Annotated in this window: 17 protein-coding genes and 1 pseudogene; 4 read left to right on the top strand and 14 right to left on the bottom strand. The window is 42.9% G+C overall.

Translation table 11 applies throughout. The features are described 5' to 3' along the window. Positions 1-240: 240 nt before the first annotated feature. The 9 genes and pseudogenes from recO to rpoE form a co-directional block, all read right to left on the bottom strand. Positions 241-933 (bottom strand): DNA repair protein RecO, encoded by a 693-nt coding sequence (gene recO / locus D9603_RS08695; RefSeq protein WP_128730999.1) that lies wholly within the window; start codon positions 931-933, stop codon positions 241-243. Next, positions 934-1,833, bottom strand: a complete 900-nt coding sequence (gene era / locus D9603_RS08690) for a GTPase Era (protein WP_125254430.1) — start codon at positions 1,831-1,833, stop codon at positions 934-936. After that, on the bottom strand, positions 1,823-2,500 hold the full coding sequence (gene rnc / locus D9603_RS08685; RefSeq protein WP_125254429.1) for a ribonuclease III: 678 nt from the start codon (positions 2,498-2,500) through the stop codon (positions 1,823-1,825). Before rnc ends, era begins: the two co-directional genes overlap by 11 nt. Before the next feature lie 2 nt (positions 2,501-2,502). After that, positions 2,503-3,437 (bottom strand): annotated as a pseudogene (gene lepB, locus D9603_RS08680) (signal peptidase I). A gap of 12 nt (positions 3,438-3,449) precedes the next feature. Beyond that, complete coding sequence (gene lepA, locus D9603_RS08675) at positions 3,450-5,237, bottom strand: translation elongation factor 4 (RefSeq protein ID WP_128730998.1); 1,788 nt, start codon at positions 5,235-5,237, stop codon at positions 3,450-3,452. Between the two features lie 59 nt (positions 5,238-5,296). Continuing rightward, positions 5,297-5,758, bottom strand: a complete 462-nt coding sequence (locus D9603_RS08670; protein ID WP_125254426.1) for a SoxR reducing system RseC family protein — start codon at positions 5,756-5,758, stop codon at positions 5,297-5,299. Further along, positions 5,755-6,705: a MucB/RseB C-terminal domain-containing protein gene (locus tag D9603_RS08665; RefSeq protein ID WP_128730997.1), complete on the bottom strand. Its 951-nt coding sequence runs from the start codon at positions 6,703-6,705 to the stop codon at positions 5,755-5,757. The genes D9603_RS08670 and D9603_RS08665 overlap by 4 nt, the downstream gene beginning before the upstream one ends. Continuing rightward, entirely contained in the window at positions 6,706-7,311 is a 606-nt protein-coding gene (locus D9603_RS08660; protein WP_128730996.1) for an RseA family anti-sigma factor, read from the bottom strand. It lies immediately after the preceding gene. A 2-nt stretch (positions 7,312-7,313) separates the two neighbouring features. Beyond that, a complete protein-coding gene (gene rpoE, locus D9603_RS08655) occupies positions 7,314-7,895 on the bottom strand; it encodes an RNA polymerase sigma factor RpoE (RefSeq protein WP_128730995.1) in 582 nt (193 codons plus the stop codon). A gap of 296 nt (positions 7,896-8,191) precedes the next feature. Between rpoE and nadB the strand changes: the two genes are divergently transcribed. Beyond that, positions 8,192-9,793, top strand: a complete 1,602-nt coding sequence (gene nadB / locus D9603_RS08650; RefSeq protein WP_128730994.1) for an L-aspartate oxidase — start codon at positions 8,192-8,194, stop codon at positions 9,791-9,793. Between the two features lie 245 nt (positions 9,794-10,038). On the opposite strand, the gene D9603_RS22330 is transcribed toward nadB, so the two are convergent. Together D9603_RS22330 and D9603_RS08640 are read right to left on the bottom strand one after the other, a co-directional pair. Further along, positions 10,039-10,392 (bottom strand): protein YgfX, encoded by a 354-nt coding sequence (locus D9603_RS22330; protein WP_347232146.1) that lies wholly within the window; start codon positions 10,390-10,392, stop codon positions 10,039-10,041. A gap of 40 nt (positions 10,393-10,432) precedes the next feature. Beyond that, positions 10,433-10,684 (bottom strand): succinate dehydrogenase assembly factor 2, encoded by a 252-nt coding sequence (locus tag D9603_RS08640; protein WP_125253573.1) that lies wholly within the window; start codon positions 10,682-10,684, stop codon positions 10,433-10,435. 160 nt (positions 10,685-10,844) lie between these two features. On the opposite strand from D9603_RS08640, the gene D9603_RS08635 reads away from it, so the two are divergent. Then, positions 10,845-11,756: a folate-binding protein YgfZ gene (locus D9603_RS08635; protein WP_128730993.1), complete on the top strand. Its 912-nt coding sequence runs from the start codon at positions 10,845-10,847 to the stop codon at positions 11,754-11,756. Between the two features lie 11 nt (positions 11,757-11,767). Further along, positions 11,768-12,253: a peptidylprolyl isomerase gene (locus D9603_RS08630; protein ID WP_125253571.1), complete on the top strand. Its 486-nt coding sequence runs from the start codon at positions 11,768-11,770 to the stop codon at positions 12,251-12,253. A 46-nt stretch (positions 12,254-12,299) separates the two neighbouring features. Here the strand turns inward: D9603_RS08630 and D9603_RS08625 are convergent, their stop codons facing one another. Genes D9603_RS08625 through D9603_RS08615 form a run of 3 tightly spaced genes read right to left on the bottom strand, consistent with a single transcriptional unit; the run spans position 12,300 to position 13,924 of the window. Then, positions 12,300-12,749 (bottom strand): hypothetical protein, encoded by a 450-nt coding sequence (locus D9603_RS08625; protein ID WP_128730992.1) that lies wholly within the window; start codon positions 12,747-12,749, stop codon positions 12,300-12,302. A 12-nt stretch (positions 12,750-12,761) separates the two neighbouring features. Then, positions 12,762-13,589, bottom strand: coding sequence for a DUF481 domain-containing protein (locus D9603_RS08620; RefSeq protein ID WP_170178638.1), 828 nt, complete (start codon positions 13,587-13,589; stop codon positions 12,762-12,764). Between the two features lie 17 nt (positions 13,590-13,606). Further along, positions 13,607-13,924 carry a DUF440 family protein gene (locus D9603_RS08615; RefSeq protein ID WP_125253568.1) on the bottom strand — a complete coding sequence of 106 codons (318 nt, stop codon included), beginning with the start codon at positions 13,922-13,924 and terminating at the stop codon, positions 13,607-13,609. Between the two features lie 198 nt (positions 13,925-14,122). On the opposite strand from D9603_RS08615, the gene D9603_RS08610 reads away from it, so the two are divergent. After that, a complete protein-coding gene (locus D9603_RS08610; RefSeq protein WP_128730991.1) occupies positions 14,123-14,914 on the top strand; it encodes a crotonase/enoyl-CoA hydratase family protein in 792 nt (263 codons plus the stop codon). Positions 14,915-14,965 lie beyond the last annotated feature (51 nt).

Here is a 14,965-nt window from a genome sequence, read left to right as displayed (position 1 = left end):
AATTTTGTCGATAACCCCGCTACCGCATCCTGCTATCGCCAAGGTACCTACATCCTTGTAGGCAAGGCAAAAATTTTGCTATTTAGTTGTTCTAAATAAGAAATTTTTAACGCGGTTACCGTCAGATTTACTCCTTCAAATTGAGCAAGTATTAAGTCAAATTGGTATAAGACATTGTGTGCGATTCATCGCCCACCACTGCAATACTGGTATTATTGTACTGCGCTTTGTTAAGTGATTTTATTTCTTTGAAATAAATAGTTCTCTGCTTTTGAGGCCCTGCTTACCAACCAAAGGCGCCATTAGCTTGCGAGTTAGCCACTTTGCCGCCCTGCGTACCGTAAGGTCTTCATAATCATGAGCAGCAATTGCCAATAGCATACTACCTGGTATCGTATCAGGTTCCCGACCAACTGCAATAAAACCATATTCAGCAATATACTTATACGCTGCTTTTGGCTTGATTGGATTACCATCTGCATCAAATTCTAATTCGACTGCAAACCCGAGTTCTGCAAGCAGTTGTAGTTCAAAACTGCGCAATATTGGTTCAACATCGTCATCTTCGGCCAGACGAGTAAGATGAAGCTGATACAGCTCAAAAATTTGCTCTAAAGGTTCGTTTGTTGGCACAACTCGTTGTGTCAATTCGTTAAGGTACAAACCACAATAAAGCTGACGGCCAAGTAACTGTATTTGATTATCAGTAGGTTCAAATCGATTTACGTACTTGAAGTCATATTTACCGGCATATTGCAGCAATAGTAGGGAAAAAGGTCGCAGTTGAGCGTTATGTTTGAGGGCTTGCTTGCCCTTGACGCGGGCAAGCATTTTGAGTTGTCCAACACCTTCGACAAGCACATCAAGCAGCACCTGAGAATCGCTATAAGGTCTGCGATGCAACAGGTAAGCCTGCCGAAAGTCGCTGTCCAATCAGTCTTCTCCGTATCCTAAGCTACGAAGAGCACGTTCGTCATCTGCCCAGCCAGATTTTACTTTAACCCAGCATTCTAGATAAACTTTATTATCAAGCATGTTTTCAAGATCTTTACGCGCTTCGCGACCAATGACTTTTAGCTTCTCGCCTTTATTTCCTATGACCATACGTTTTTGCGACTCTCGCTCAACTAAGATCAAGGCATTGATCTGCCAAACTCCGTTGTCCTGCCACTTAAACTGTTCGATTTCTACGGTAACGGAGTACGGTAGCTCATCGCCCATAAAGCGCATTAACTTCTCACGCACAATTTCCGCCGCTAAGAAACGCATAGAGCGGTCTGTCACATAATCTTCTGGGAAATAAAACTCACACGCAGGTAGGCGTTTGTGTACTTCCTCTTTGATCATGTCAACGTTCTTACCTTGCTTAGCCGAAATTGGAACTATGCCGATAAAATCGCCCTGCTCACTCAGCCATTGAATATGCGGCATCAACAAGTCTTTATCTTTGACTTGGTCGGTTTTGTTCATGATAACCAAAATTGGACGACCACTGTCTTTTATCTTAGTTAGCACCATCTCATCATCAGCTGTCCAGTGCGTCCCTTCAACAACAAACAATACCAGCTCTACGTCACCGATAGAGCTTGAAGCGGCTCGGTTCATCAAACGGTTAATGGCGCGTTTCTCTTCAATATGAAGTCCAGGAGTGTCAACATACACCGCTTGATAGTTACCCTCAGTGTGGATCCCCATAATGCGGTGGCGTGTCGTTTGTGGTTTGCGTGAGGTAATACTTACCTTTTGCTCGACCAACTTATTTAATAGTGTCGATTTACCTACGTTAGGTCTACCGACTATGGCAATCATGCCGCAATGCGTATCAAGCGTCATTCTTTAAAATCTTTAGCGCTTTTTCGGCAGCTTTTTGCTCAGCTTTGCGTCGCGAGCTGCCTACTGAAATTATACTTTCCATCCCTTCCACTATACATTCAACCGTGAATGTTTGGTTATGAGCTTGCCCTTTTGTATCAATGACAGTGTAACCTGGCAGTGGCAATTTGCGTGCCTGAAGATACTCTTGAAGCAATGTCTTTGGATCTTTTTGATTGTGGCCTGGCGAAATAGCAGTCAGTCTTGACTCATACCAATTTAACACCAAGTTTTGGCATACCTCGATATCTGAATCAAGAAATACCGCGCCGATGATTGCTTCTACTGCATCTGCAAGTGTCGATTCTCGACGGAAGCCACCACTTTTCAGCTCGCCTGGACCTAAACGTAAGTAGTCTCCAAGCGCAAACTCCACTCCGAATTCAGCTAAGGTTTGGCCACGAACCAGTGTTGAGCGCATGCGGCTTAAATCACCTTCACGCGCTTTAGGAAATTTGTGATACAACGCATTGGCGATCACAAAGCTTAAAATAGAGTCACCCAAAAATTCTAGACGCTCGTTGTGCTGGCCTTTGTGACTGCGATGCGTCAAAGCCTGCTCAAGCAGCGCCTTATCAGAGAAGTTGTACCCTATTTTATTATAAAGTTCTTCTACATTTCTTTTCATTGTTACTGAATACTACCTAGGCGTTCAAAACGAACACCAGTTGGAACCCACCCTGGCAAAATACTGTCTGGGCCATTATCAAAGTCAAAGCTTAGCCAAATAAATACCGCTCGGCCAACCAGATTTTCGTCTGGTACAAAGCCCCACATACGACTATCTTGGCTATTATTACGGTTATCTCCCATCGCAAAATAACTGCCCTCAGGCACTACCCACTCATCGCGGCGAGTACCAGGTTGCTGATAGTAGCGATCTGTGAGCTCTAATACTTCAGGGTTAATTAAAATATCATGCTCTACATTAGGCAAATGCTCAGTTAAACGCACTAACTGCATTGGCCCTTGTTTAAATTCGTCGCGGTTAACAATATCGACATCAATCTTATTGTACTCACCACACGTTAGGCCATTGACTTCACTTTGTCCTTCATCACACTTTGGCTTTATGTAAAGCTGGCGATTGCGATAAACTATATGATCGCCGGGTAAACCAACGATACGTTTAATAAAATCAATACGTTCGTCTAGCGGAAACTTAAACACAGCAATATCACCACGCTCAGGTGTACCAGTTTCGATGAGTTTGCTACGCCATACCGGATCTTTTATTCCGTATGCGTACTTTTCCACCAAAATAAAATCACCATCAACAAAGTTGGCATCATCGAACCTGACGGGATTTGAAACGGCTCAAATATAAACGAACGAAAAATTGTTATCGCTGCAATCATCGGGAAGATTGATTTTGCATTTTCAACAATGGCAGGTTCAGGTGCAATCTCTGCAATGACGTCGTCATCTAACTGTGTGTCAGACGCACCTTGCGCGATAGCAAGCCTAGCTTGTCTTTTTGGCGCGTACACCAAATGATCGATCAACCAAATAAGGCCTGAACCGACCGTGAGTAGCACCAATAAAATTGAAAAATAACCTGCCATTTGTATTTCCTGTTACTTGCCTACTTTCAATATTGCTAAGAATGCGTCTTGTGGCACTTCAACGTTACCAAGTTGCTTCATACGCTTCTTACCTTCTTTTTGCTTTTGCAGAAGTTTTTTCTTACGACTGACGTCACCACCATAACATTTAGCGATTACGTTTTTACGTAGCTGTTTAACGGTACTACGAGCAATGACGTGGTTACCAATTGCAGCTTGAATTGCAATATCAAACATCTGGCGAGGGATTAATTCTCTTAGCGCTTCAGCAAGCTGACGACCTCGGCTTTGCGAGCCATCACGGTGTACAATGATTGCAAGCGCATCAACGCGGTCGCCGTTAATAAGAATATCTACACGTACCATGTCTGATGCTTCAAAGCGCTTGAAGTTGTAATCCAACGATGCAAAACCACGGCTGGTAGATTTTAGCTTATCGAAGAAATCCATCACGACTTCTGACATTGGCAATTCGTAGGTTACCGCTACTTGCTTACCATGGTAACTCATCTTGGTTTGCACGCCACGCTTCTCAACACATAACGTAATTACATTACCCAAGTACTCTTGAGGAACTAAGATATTCGCTTCAACGATAGGCTCACGGATCTCAATAATATCATTAACTGGAGGCAAATCTGATGGGTTATCAATTTTTACCACACCGTGCTTAGTTTCTACTTCATAGATTACCGTCGGCGCTGTGGTGATAAGATCCATGTCATATTCACGCTCTAGACGCTCTTGGATGATTTCCATATGAAGCATACCAAGGAATCCACAACGGAAACCAAAACCTAACGCCGTCGAGTTTTCAGGTTCGAAGAATAGCGACGCATCGTTTAGGCTTAGTTTGTTCAGTGCATCACGGAAGTTTTCGTAATCATCTGAAGAGATAGGGAACATACCAGCATAAACTTGCGGTTTTACCTTCTGGAAACCAGGTAAACGCTCTGTCGCTGAATCACGAGCCATGGTAATAGTATCACCAACTGGTGCACCATGAATGTCTTTGATACCTGCGATAACAAAACCAACCTCACCCGTTTTTAATACTCCGGTATTGGTCTGCTTTGGTGTAAAGATACCGACCTTGTCTACTTGGTGAGCTTGCTCAGTAGACATAATCTTGATCTTTTCACCCGCTCTTAACTCACCATTTTTTATACGTACTAATGATACAACACCTTGGTATGGGTCAAACCACGAATCAATAATCAGGGCTTGTAAAGGCGCGTCAATATCCCCCTCTGGCGGTGGAATATCGCGCACAATGACTTCAAGCACTTCATCGATACCGATACCGGTTTTAGCACTACAACGAACGGCTTCTAATGCTTCAATACCAACAATATCTTCAATTTCTTCGGCTACGCGAAGTGGATCAGCTTGTGGTAAGTCAATTTTGTTCAAGACCGGGATCACTTCCAAGTCCATTTCAATCGCTGTATAACAGTTAGCGAGTGTTTGTGCTTCTACACCCTGACCAGCATCAACTACAAGTAGAGCACCTTCACACGCTGCTAAAGAACGTGACACCTCATAGGTAAAGTCAACGTGTCCAGGTGTGTCGATAAAGTTAAGCTGGTAAGTTTCACCATCTTTGGCTTTATAATTAAGCGTCACACTTTGCGCTTTAATGGTAATGCCGCGCTCACGTTCGATGTCCATCGAATCCAGTACCTGCTGCTGCATTTCGCGGTCTGTTAAACCTCCACAAACTTGGATTAAGCGGTCTGATAACGTCGATTTTCCATGGTCAATGTGGGCAATAATAGAAAAGTTACGGATATGCTTCATATACTGGATTCAATACTTCTGTTAGTCACAAATAGAGATTAAGGTCTCGATTTTACATTTTATTTAGTACAATCACCATCTATTTGCGTTATTGCTAGACTAATTGGGTAAATTTTTATCACTTTTACCTGATGTTTCAATGAGTCCCCCTTCATTTTGGCTAAAAAGAAACCAACCGAGGCACTTAAAAATGCACTTACAATTTGTAAGGGTTCACTGAGGTTAAGGACAAGCGCAGTAAAAAACATCGCAATGAAGGCAAAAAATAGCGGCAACATGTAAACGTAAAAGGCGTGCCTAACCACATTAGAGTCGTCAAGTGCCAGTTTAATTTTTTGTCCGACAGCAACAGAAGACTCTGGTAGTTCAATAGGAAATTGCTTCTTATGCGTGCCGAAAAGCTTAGCAAATACTTGTGACCCACACTTACCATTACAGCCTTCGCAAGCGGGCTTTGGTTCAGCCTCGAGGTATACAGTTGCCCCCTTAATGGCTGCAACTGTCAATGTTTGTTCAATCATAAAGGTCTTTTTACAGACTCAGCTATTGCCTTCGCGGTCATTGCAGGAATATTTCCCACTACAGATACATCAAACGCGCCAGTATTGTGAACGTATACTGTAGTTGCCCCTGATGACAGTGCACCGCTTGGGCGCTGGCCTGGTAATGGGCGCTGCACGAACACCGATATATCTACTAAACCATCTGAAAACAAATAGTAGTCTGCTAACTCATTATTCAAATCTAATTTATGTCTATCAGATTTTAACAGCTCAAAGCCTTGAGGCAACCATCCAATTTGCCAGTTACTTTTGGCACCACTATCAATTGTTTGTAACAGTCCAGAGATCGGCGCTGGAAATTGCTTTTTTGATAGCTCAAGTAATTGTTCTGTAGGGCTCTCAGTGACACTTATGTGGGTAAGTTGGAGTTGCTCTAGCAATTCCCCTTGTTGATTAACATAGGCAGACTTAAGTAGCAAAGAAGACTCTGTATCAATCCAAAGCCAATAGTTGTATTTTGAATCATCTTTTGCTTCGAGCCTAACCAATTGCGCTGGTCTATCAACGATACGCCCTTTTCCGCCTAAAACAAAATCATAGCTGTCTTTCAAACTATCGATATTCTTGAATAGCACTTCAGGTATGGGGCCTGCTATAGAATCTGTTTGAATAGTATAGGGGTCAGATTTAGGCTCAAAGTAAGTTACTTTGTCGCCAATGCGAACCATTTCAAGCCCTGCGCCATTGAGCAAACTCAATAATTCAAGCTCGGTTCCACCTAAATTGCCATGCAGCCAGCGATATGGCTCCATTGACTTACCTTTGACCACAACAAATGAGGCATCAAAGTTGCGATGATGCACAGCATTTGCCATATCCTTTAACAGCTGTTTGGCTGAGATATTCTCATTTGCCCACAGCCAACTAGAGAAAAATACACTTAATACAACTACCAGTGCTCTCATTTATTGCTCTTTTTCCTCTTGTTTGATCTGCGTCTCTTCACCCGTCTGTTGCAGTGCATAAGCCATCCGAGACTGTCTTTGATGTTCAAGCACCAACGCGCCAATTCTTTGTTGCTGCAGCTCACGGATCCCTTTCGCTGCTGACTCAAGGGCAGGCTCAGTAGATAAACTTACTGGTGATACACCACCAGCAAAGGGGGTTGATTGTAATTGTAAAGTATCATTAACCGGCTGCGCTGGATCACTACTCATGGTGTTAACGCCTAATATGGCGAATAACGAAACGCTCGCAGCAATGGCAACTTGGGCAAAAGGCTTACGCCAAGCGCTTAATTCAACTACATTACTTTTTGTCGCAGGCGTTTCCTGCTGTGGTACTGAAACACTGTGTACTGCTTCATTCTCCAGCGCGATTGCAAAGCTTTTTGTTATATCAATACAAGGTGCTTCTTGTTTGTCGCTGCGCATTACATCGCCAATTAGCGCGTACCGTGCAAATTTTTGCTCATCTAGGCGAGCTTCCGATCCCGCATTGAGTGGCAGCTCACCGTCAAAAATTTCCGATGTTGTTAGCTCTTCAGCCACTTTATTTTCAGCTTGTGCCATATTTAAGACTCACCTATTAATGGGTTCAAATTGTTATCTATCGCTTCCCTTGCGCGAAAAATTCTAGAACGGACAGTCCCAACTGGGCAGTCCATAACAACAGCGATTTCTTCATAGCTCATTCCCTCAATCTCACGCAACGTAATTGCGGTTTTCAAATCATCGGGTAAACGGTCTATCGTTTTAAATATCACTGCTTTTACTTCATCACTTAGTAGCAAGTTTTCAGGTGATGCGTTTGACCTTAGCTGATCAGCACCATCATAAAACTCTGCTTCTTCTGCATCTACGTCATTGGCAGGTGGTTTTCTGCCTTGCGCTACTAAATAATTTTTTGAACAGTTAACCGCGATTCTATACAGCCAAGTATAAAATGCGCTTTCTCCCCTAAAGTTAGGTAACGCTCGATAAGCTTTAATGAACGTTTCCTGTGCCACATCAGCCACATCGCCTTGATTTGCTACATAACGAGAAATCAGCGCTGCAACTTTATTTTGATATTTAGCAACTAACAGGTTGAATGCGTTTTTATCTCCCTGTTGAACGCGTTTAACTATATTTAGATCTAAATCCTGCTCGCTCATTCGAGCCGGTACTCCTCTTTGTATTTTTCTAAATCGTAACTAGTTGCCATCATTTACAGCTACTCTGACTTAGTACCGAATAAAAAGTTCTGTTTTTTTGTATTTTTTTTTAAAATAAACGAATTCATCCATCTTTGCGTACTAATTCACGGCAGCTTTTTAGCGCTAACGCGTAAGCTATCTCACAAAAAGTTCTAAATGATTCTCATTAAACGGAACAAACTCTCTGCCTTCTATGATAGCAGATGTGATATAAATAACAGAATTAAACGTAAAAACAGTTAAGATCTTCGAATATGAAAAATACGACTCACCATAGTACCGATGTTGTTATTATCGGTAGCGGCGCAGCTGGCCTCTCGCTCGCTTTATCCCTAGCGAATCACTGTCAAGTCACAGTGATTAGCAAAGGTGCTTTAAAAGAAGGTTCTACGCTATATGCTCAAGGCGGTATTGCTGCGGTATTTGATAAGAAAAACGATAGTATTGAGTCTCATGTCGAAGACACCCTTGCGGCAGGTGCGGGCTTATGTGATCGCGAAGCGGTACACTACACAGCCTCTAATGCAAGAAATTGCCTTAACTGGTTAATAGAACAGGGCGTTCCGTTTGATATGGAAGTCGACAGCAAAGGAAAAGAGCGATTTCATCTCACTCGAGAAGGTGGCCACAGTCACCGCCGAATTTTGCACGCCGCCGATGCCACTGGCAAAGCTGTGCAAACCACCTTAATTAGCCAAGTACAACTACACCCAAGAATTAAAATATTAGAACAGTATAATGCGATTGATTTAGTCCAAGACAAAACCGCAAACCCAAGCTTTATAAAAGGAGTTTACGTTTACAACCGTAAAGCGGATCGGGTCGAAAGTATTACAGCTAAGTTTGTCGCTTTAGCCACCGGTGGCGCGAGTAAAGTCTATCTATATACCTCAAACCCCGACGTGTCATCCGGTGATGGCATCGCGATGGCGTGGCGCGCGGGTTGTAAAGTCGCCAATATGGAGTTTAATCAATTCCATCCAACGAGCTTATACCATCCAGAACTACAAAACTTTTTGATCACAGAAGCCATGCGTGGTGAAGGTGCACTGTTAAAACGTCCCGACGGTACACGCTTTATGCCAGACTTTGACGAACGTGAAGAATTGGCACCTCGAGATGTAGTTGCTCGTGCAATCGATTATGAAATGAAGCGGTTGGGCGCGAATTGCGTGTATCTCGACATTTCTCACAAAGACAAAGAGTTTATAATTGAACACTTCCCTACTATCTACGCTAAATGTCTAAGTGTAGGGTTGGACATTACCAAAGAGCCGATACCCGTTGTTCCAGCTGCACATTACACCTGCGGAGGAGTAATGACTGACTTTAACGGCCGAACCGATATAGACAATTTATATGCCATTGGTGAGGTTGCGTATACAGGTCTTCATGGAGCAAATCGCATGGCAAGTAACTCGCTCCTTGAGTGCATCGTCTTCGCACATGCAGCGGCCAAAGATATTTTGGCAAAAATAAACGACAGCAAAGCGCCTGCTCTTCTCCCTGACTGGGACGAAAGCCGCGTCAGTAACTCTGATGAGGAAGTGGTGATCACCCATAATTGGCACGAATTAAGACTATTTATGTGGGATTATGTAGGGATTGTGCGCTCTACAAAACGGCTAGAACGTGCCTTGCGACGCGTCGAATTATTGCAACAGGAAATACACGATTATTATGCTAACTTCCGAGTAAGCAATAACCTATTAGAACTGCGCAACTTGGTGCAAGTCGCTGAGCTAATTATCCGCAGCGCATTAGAGCGCAAAGAGAGCAGAGGGCTGCATTACACCCTAGACTTTCCAGATATGACCGACAACCCATCACCGACTATATTATCACCAGAAAAATAGCCTAAGATTTGGCTAGTAGTTTTGTAGTGGAGGCGCTACTACCCTTCCACTACACTTCCTGATATAGCAAACGTGTACTAAGAATAGTTTGCTTTGGCTCCCTCCTACCACCTTAGTATCTGTACCCTTTAGGCAACGCGACGTTACGTACCAATAGCTGGATAACTATTGGTAGTGGAGCCTCGAAATAAACTACTTAATAAGGATAATTGGTATAAGAAAGGGATTAACATGCGAAGTTCAGGTTACCTAGCATTTAGCATAAGACGGCAAAGCAGTCTCCAATCCGACTCTCGAACGGCGTCACGTCTGATAAACACCCGCTGTTTTAGATGATGTTCATCCTGTAACTTGAGCTCAATTTGAATGTCAAACCAGATTGTTGCGGCCATTAACCGCCCAGCCACATTCATCGTTAGTGATTGTACCTCTATATAGTTTTTTTCTGGCAGCAACAACAAAGTTCCACAGGTTGGCGTGAGAGCTTGATACTGTCTCCAGCACCAATAACTGAGCACAAAACATACTGGTGTGATGAACCACCAAAGCAGAGGGAATAACAATAAAAATAGGAATGTGAGGCACAACGCTAGAACCACAAAGAACTTGTGGCTCTGTTGGTTATACTGAAATTCGACTCTAGACGCGGATCCGACCAAGGATAAATGTAACCATACTTTTTAGCTCTGGATCGGGACATACTTCATGACCCATAAACCAAGCGAACAAATCTGGATCTTCACAGGTAACTAAGCGCTGAAATACATATTTACCCTCGTCAGACAACGCATCATATGCCTCATCAACAAACGGCCCTAAAATAACGTCTAACTCTAACATGCCACGACGGCAAGCCCATTTAACTCGAGCTTTTGGCAGCAACTCAACCATAAACTGATTAACCCCTCATAAACTAATGATAAAATTATACCCACTCTACTGTGCTTATGCCATAAAACTTATAGAAATGGCGCCTTGAAATCGACACTCCCTATCTCCACTTCAGTTTTTACGATAACATTACGAAAACACTTTTATACGGATCAACATTATGTCTATTGCTCGTGCTTTTAAGCTACCGCTTCGGATTATTCGCATTTCAGGTCAAGATAAACTGAGCTACTTGCACGGTCAGGTTACCCAAGACATTAACCTTATCAAAGACGACAACTTCATGTGGTCAGGGCATTGCAGCCCAAAAGGTAAATTATGGGCGGTATCTCGTATCACCCGCTTTGAAGATGAATACTTGATGATAGCAAGTGAAGCCGAGGCAGAGACTTCTCTACGTGAGCTGAAAAAGTATGGTGTCTTCGCTAAGGTTGAAATCGACTTCGCTGAATGTGAAGCCTATGGCCTGCTCGTTGAAGACAGCCAGACCATAAAAGACGCATTTGACGTTAATTTAGATACAAACGCAACAGCATTTGACGTCGAAAACGGTAAGTTACTCAAGCTTGATGCACACCGCTTTATCCTCCTTTCATTTAACAATGCAGGTATACCTGCATCGCTGTCTCTGGAGGCTGACTCTACCCCGTTTATTACAAGCAGTATTCTCGCGGGCGAGCCTGCTCTGAGCTCTGAACACCTTGACGAATTTGTACCACAAATGGTTAATCTCCAAGCTTTAGATGGGATCAGCTTTAAAAAAGGTTGCTATACTGGTCAAGAGACAGTGGCACGCATGCGCTATCTCGGAAAGAATAAGCGTGCAATGTACATTGTTAGCGGAAGTGCGAGTCAACACATCGAAGAAACAGATATCGAGCTACAAATTGAAGATAACTGGCGTCGTGGTGGCAAAATAATCCATCAGACCTTTGACGGCAATACTAACCAGTTTTATGCGTTAGCAGTGATGCCTAATGACACGCCTGCGCATGCAACACTAAGAGCAAAAAATTCACCTGAGGTAGACCTTACCATTCAACCTCTACCCTATTCTTTAGAAGACAACTAACGGGATCTTATATGATTATTGGCCCTAACTCAGTAGTAACTATTCACTACTCAGTTCAAGACAAAGACAACAATACAATTGATAGTACATTTGATGATGAGCCAGTGGTGGCCATGCTTGGCTCTGGTTACTTGATCCCAGGTTTAGACGATGCACTGCAAGGTAAACAATCAGGCGACACCTTTAGTGTCACGATTGAACCTCAAGAAGGCTACGGTGAGCGCTATGATGAGTTAACACAAGCTGTACCTAAGTCCATGTTTGAAGGAATGGAAATTGAAGTCGGGATGCAGTTCAGAGCAACAACAGATGAAGGCGATCAAGTCGTTGTTATCATCGGGATTGAAGATGAAGAAGTCATTGTTGATGCCAATCACCCGCTTTCAGGGATCACACTAAACTTCGACGTAGAGGTCATTGAAGTACGCGAAGCTACAGCAGCTGAGGTTGCACACGGCCATGTACATGGTGAAGGTGGCTGTGGTCACGACCACTGATCTGCATCAAGCAATCAGAGTACTGAAGTGAACGAAAAAGCGCTGACTATTCAGCGCTTTGTTTGTTAATCAATTTACTTTCCATCGCAGCTACCAACTTTGTTTTATCATTAGTACCAACACGATACTTAGTGCCATCTTTCATGACCACCTCAAGTGCATCAAACCCCGCCACAGTATAGACCCAACCATCGGTGCTGATCCGCATGCCTAAGCCATGGCGTAATGAATTCTTCACAGGTTGTACGTAATCAATATCATCAAATTTCAGCGTAATTTTGGCAACCGATGGACCAAACCACCAGCTCAACGTTTGTTGCTGTTGGTTAACCTCAACCGTTAACCCATAAAAAATAAAGGCAACTATCGCGAGGATCACCAAAAATCCAACAAAAGCTATATTTGTGCCCGTAAGGTAGATTGCTAATGTGGTAAAACTTGCGATAAACGCCAGCAAAAGCCAAATGACCCATGCAAATTGTGTATTTCTATACATTTCTAGTCTTCTTTAATTAAAGCTGTAAACCAATGTCGCACCGAGCTCAGTATCCACTTTCTCTTTGTCGTCTTCAGGTTTTGAGTTATAGCGGTAGATAAATGCAAACTTCAACGCAATACCACCTAAAACTTGAGTAACAAGTGCTGATTCAGCAAACAGCCGAGAGTTTAGTCCTGATAAAGATTGCTCGTAGCTCACATCCTGATTAAAGCGAGTGCGCTTTGATACGTTTCTCTCCCACTGTAACGCCATCCGTAACAACTGACCTTTTTCTGTTCTTTTCTCATCGGGTTCCAATGCTATTTCATTATCTACCCGTGAAATAGACATACCAGGGCCTATATCTATATCAACTGTATTTTTCTTTCCCTCAAACATACGGCTACCATAGCCAAGGGCAACTGTTGAGGTGTATTCTTTGCCGTTAAACCTGTCCCGCTCATAGTCTCCATAAACGAAGAATGACGATTTATCATTGCCAAGCTTGTAATTCCCTTGCGCTGAGCCAAAGTAACGAGAGGCAGAGACATCCTCGACTCCCGTTTCAGTATCTTTTTCACGCCGATACAAGCCATCAAATTTATACTGATTACGCCACGTGGGTAAGTCTTGGTACAGATTACTTTTTAGTTTAAATGAGGTATTTTGCGTATTGCCTTTGTTAACAATAAATCCAAACTCAACATCTCCATAAAGCATTTCACCCTGATGTTTTGTGTGTATCTCATCATCAGGCATATTGCCATACTCATGAAAGTCTTCAAATGGATCCGTAGCCTCACTTGGCGACGATAACAGAACAATGACCAAAAAAATTATAAATCTATATAATGTCACGCGTAACTACTTTTGACTCACTGCTTCCAAATAATATGACAAAAAGGTGCGTCTAAATCTCTGCTGATGAGGATCTTCGCATACACCTGATCAGAATCGTCAAACTCAATACCCACCAGTACTTGAACAAAGTGTTCAGGCTCGGCTTCTTGTTCGTATGTAGTGACACTGGACCAGCTTTCGTCCGGCTCACTCTCCTCAATAAACCCCCGTGCTTCACGGTGTTCATTAAACGTTTCTATATCATGTTCTTCCAAGTTATCTGGTGCTAACTCAAGGAAAATGTCATATGCTTGGTGGGTTACTTCTTCGATTGTACAAAGTCTTGCTGTCATGGGGCTAGCCTGTGGCTTTTACATTAGCGCAATAATAGCAAAATGTGCAAAAACATAAATATCCCGTCGCGATAATCAAACATAAATTAGCGCTAAGTGGTGAAGAAATATCACGAACAGTTGGATCTCAAGACGCTTTTAAGTTATTACTCTAAAAACAGCGCTTCATAACATAATAAAAGACAGGGACATTTCACTATGATTTCATACACTGAGACCAATAATATCGCTTATGTCACTTTATCTCGTCCCGAGAAACAAAATGCACTATCAGTAGATATGTTTGTTGGTTTAGACAATGCAATAAAAACTATTTCAAAAAACAAAGCTATCCGTGCGGTTGTGATCCAAGGTGAAGGCGCACACTTTTGTGCAGGTCTCGATGTCAAAAGTATATTAAAGAAGCCGACAGGGATTTTAAAATTATTAAGAAAATGGCTCCCAGGAAATGCGAACTTAGTACAACGAGTTGTCCTCGGTTGGCAATCGTTGCCTGTTCCTGTTATTGCTCGCATCACAGGAAATTGCTTAGGGGGAGGCTGTCATATTGCCCTTGGTGCAGATATTCGTCTCGCTGACAACAGCGCCCAGTTCGCTATTATGGAGGCAAAGTGGGGATTGTGCCCTGACATGGGCGCAAGCTTATTATTGCCAGCTAGTATGAATAAAGACAAAGCATTAATGATGACCATACACGCACAGCGAATAGATGCACAAAGCGCATTAAAAGATGGCTTAATCACAGAACTATGTGATGACATAGATACGAGACTAGACCAACTACTGTGCCAATTCAGCAACCGCTCGCCTGACGCCATTGCTGCAATAAAGAAAGTATATAATCAAGCCTACAATCAGCCATCTAGGAAATTACTGTGGCTTGAAACTTGGTCACAAATTAAATTACTGGTCGCCAACAACACTAAAATAGCAATGAGCAACGCCTCATCAACAGAGCAGCAGCCTTATCAACCGCGCAAAAAGTGGTAAGTCCAAGCAGTGTCCAAAAGTATGATAGCTTGCACAACCAAAATACGTAAA

The organism is Pseudoalteromonas sp. PS5 (assembly GCF_004103255.1).
GTDB lineage: Bacteria > Pseudomonadota > Gammaproteobacteria > Enterobacterales > Alteromonadaceae > Pseudoalteromonas > Pseudoalteromonas peptidolytica.
This window is presented reverse-complemented; position numbering and strand designations above follow the sequence as displayed.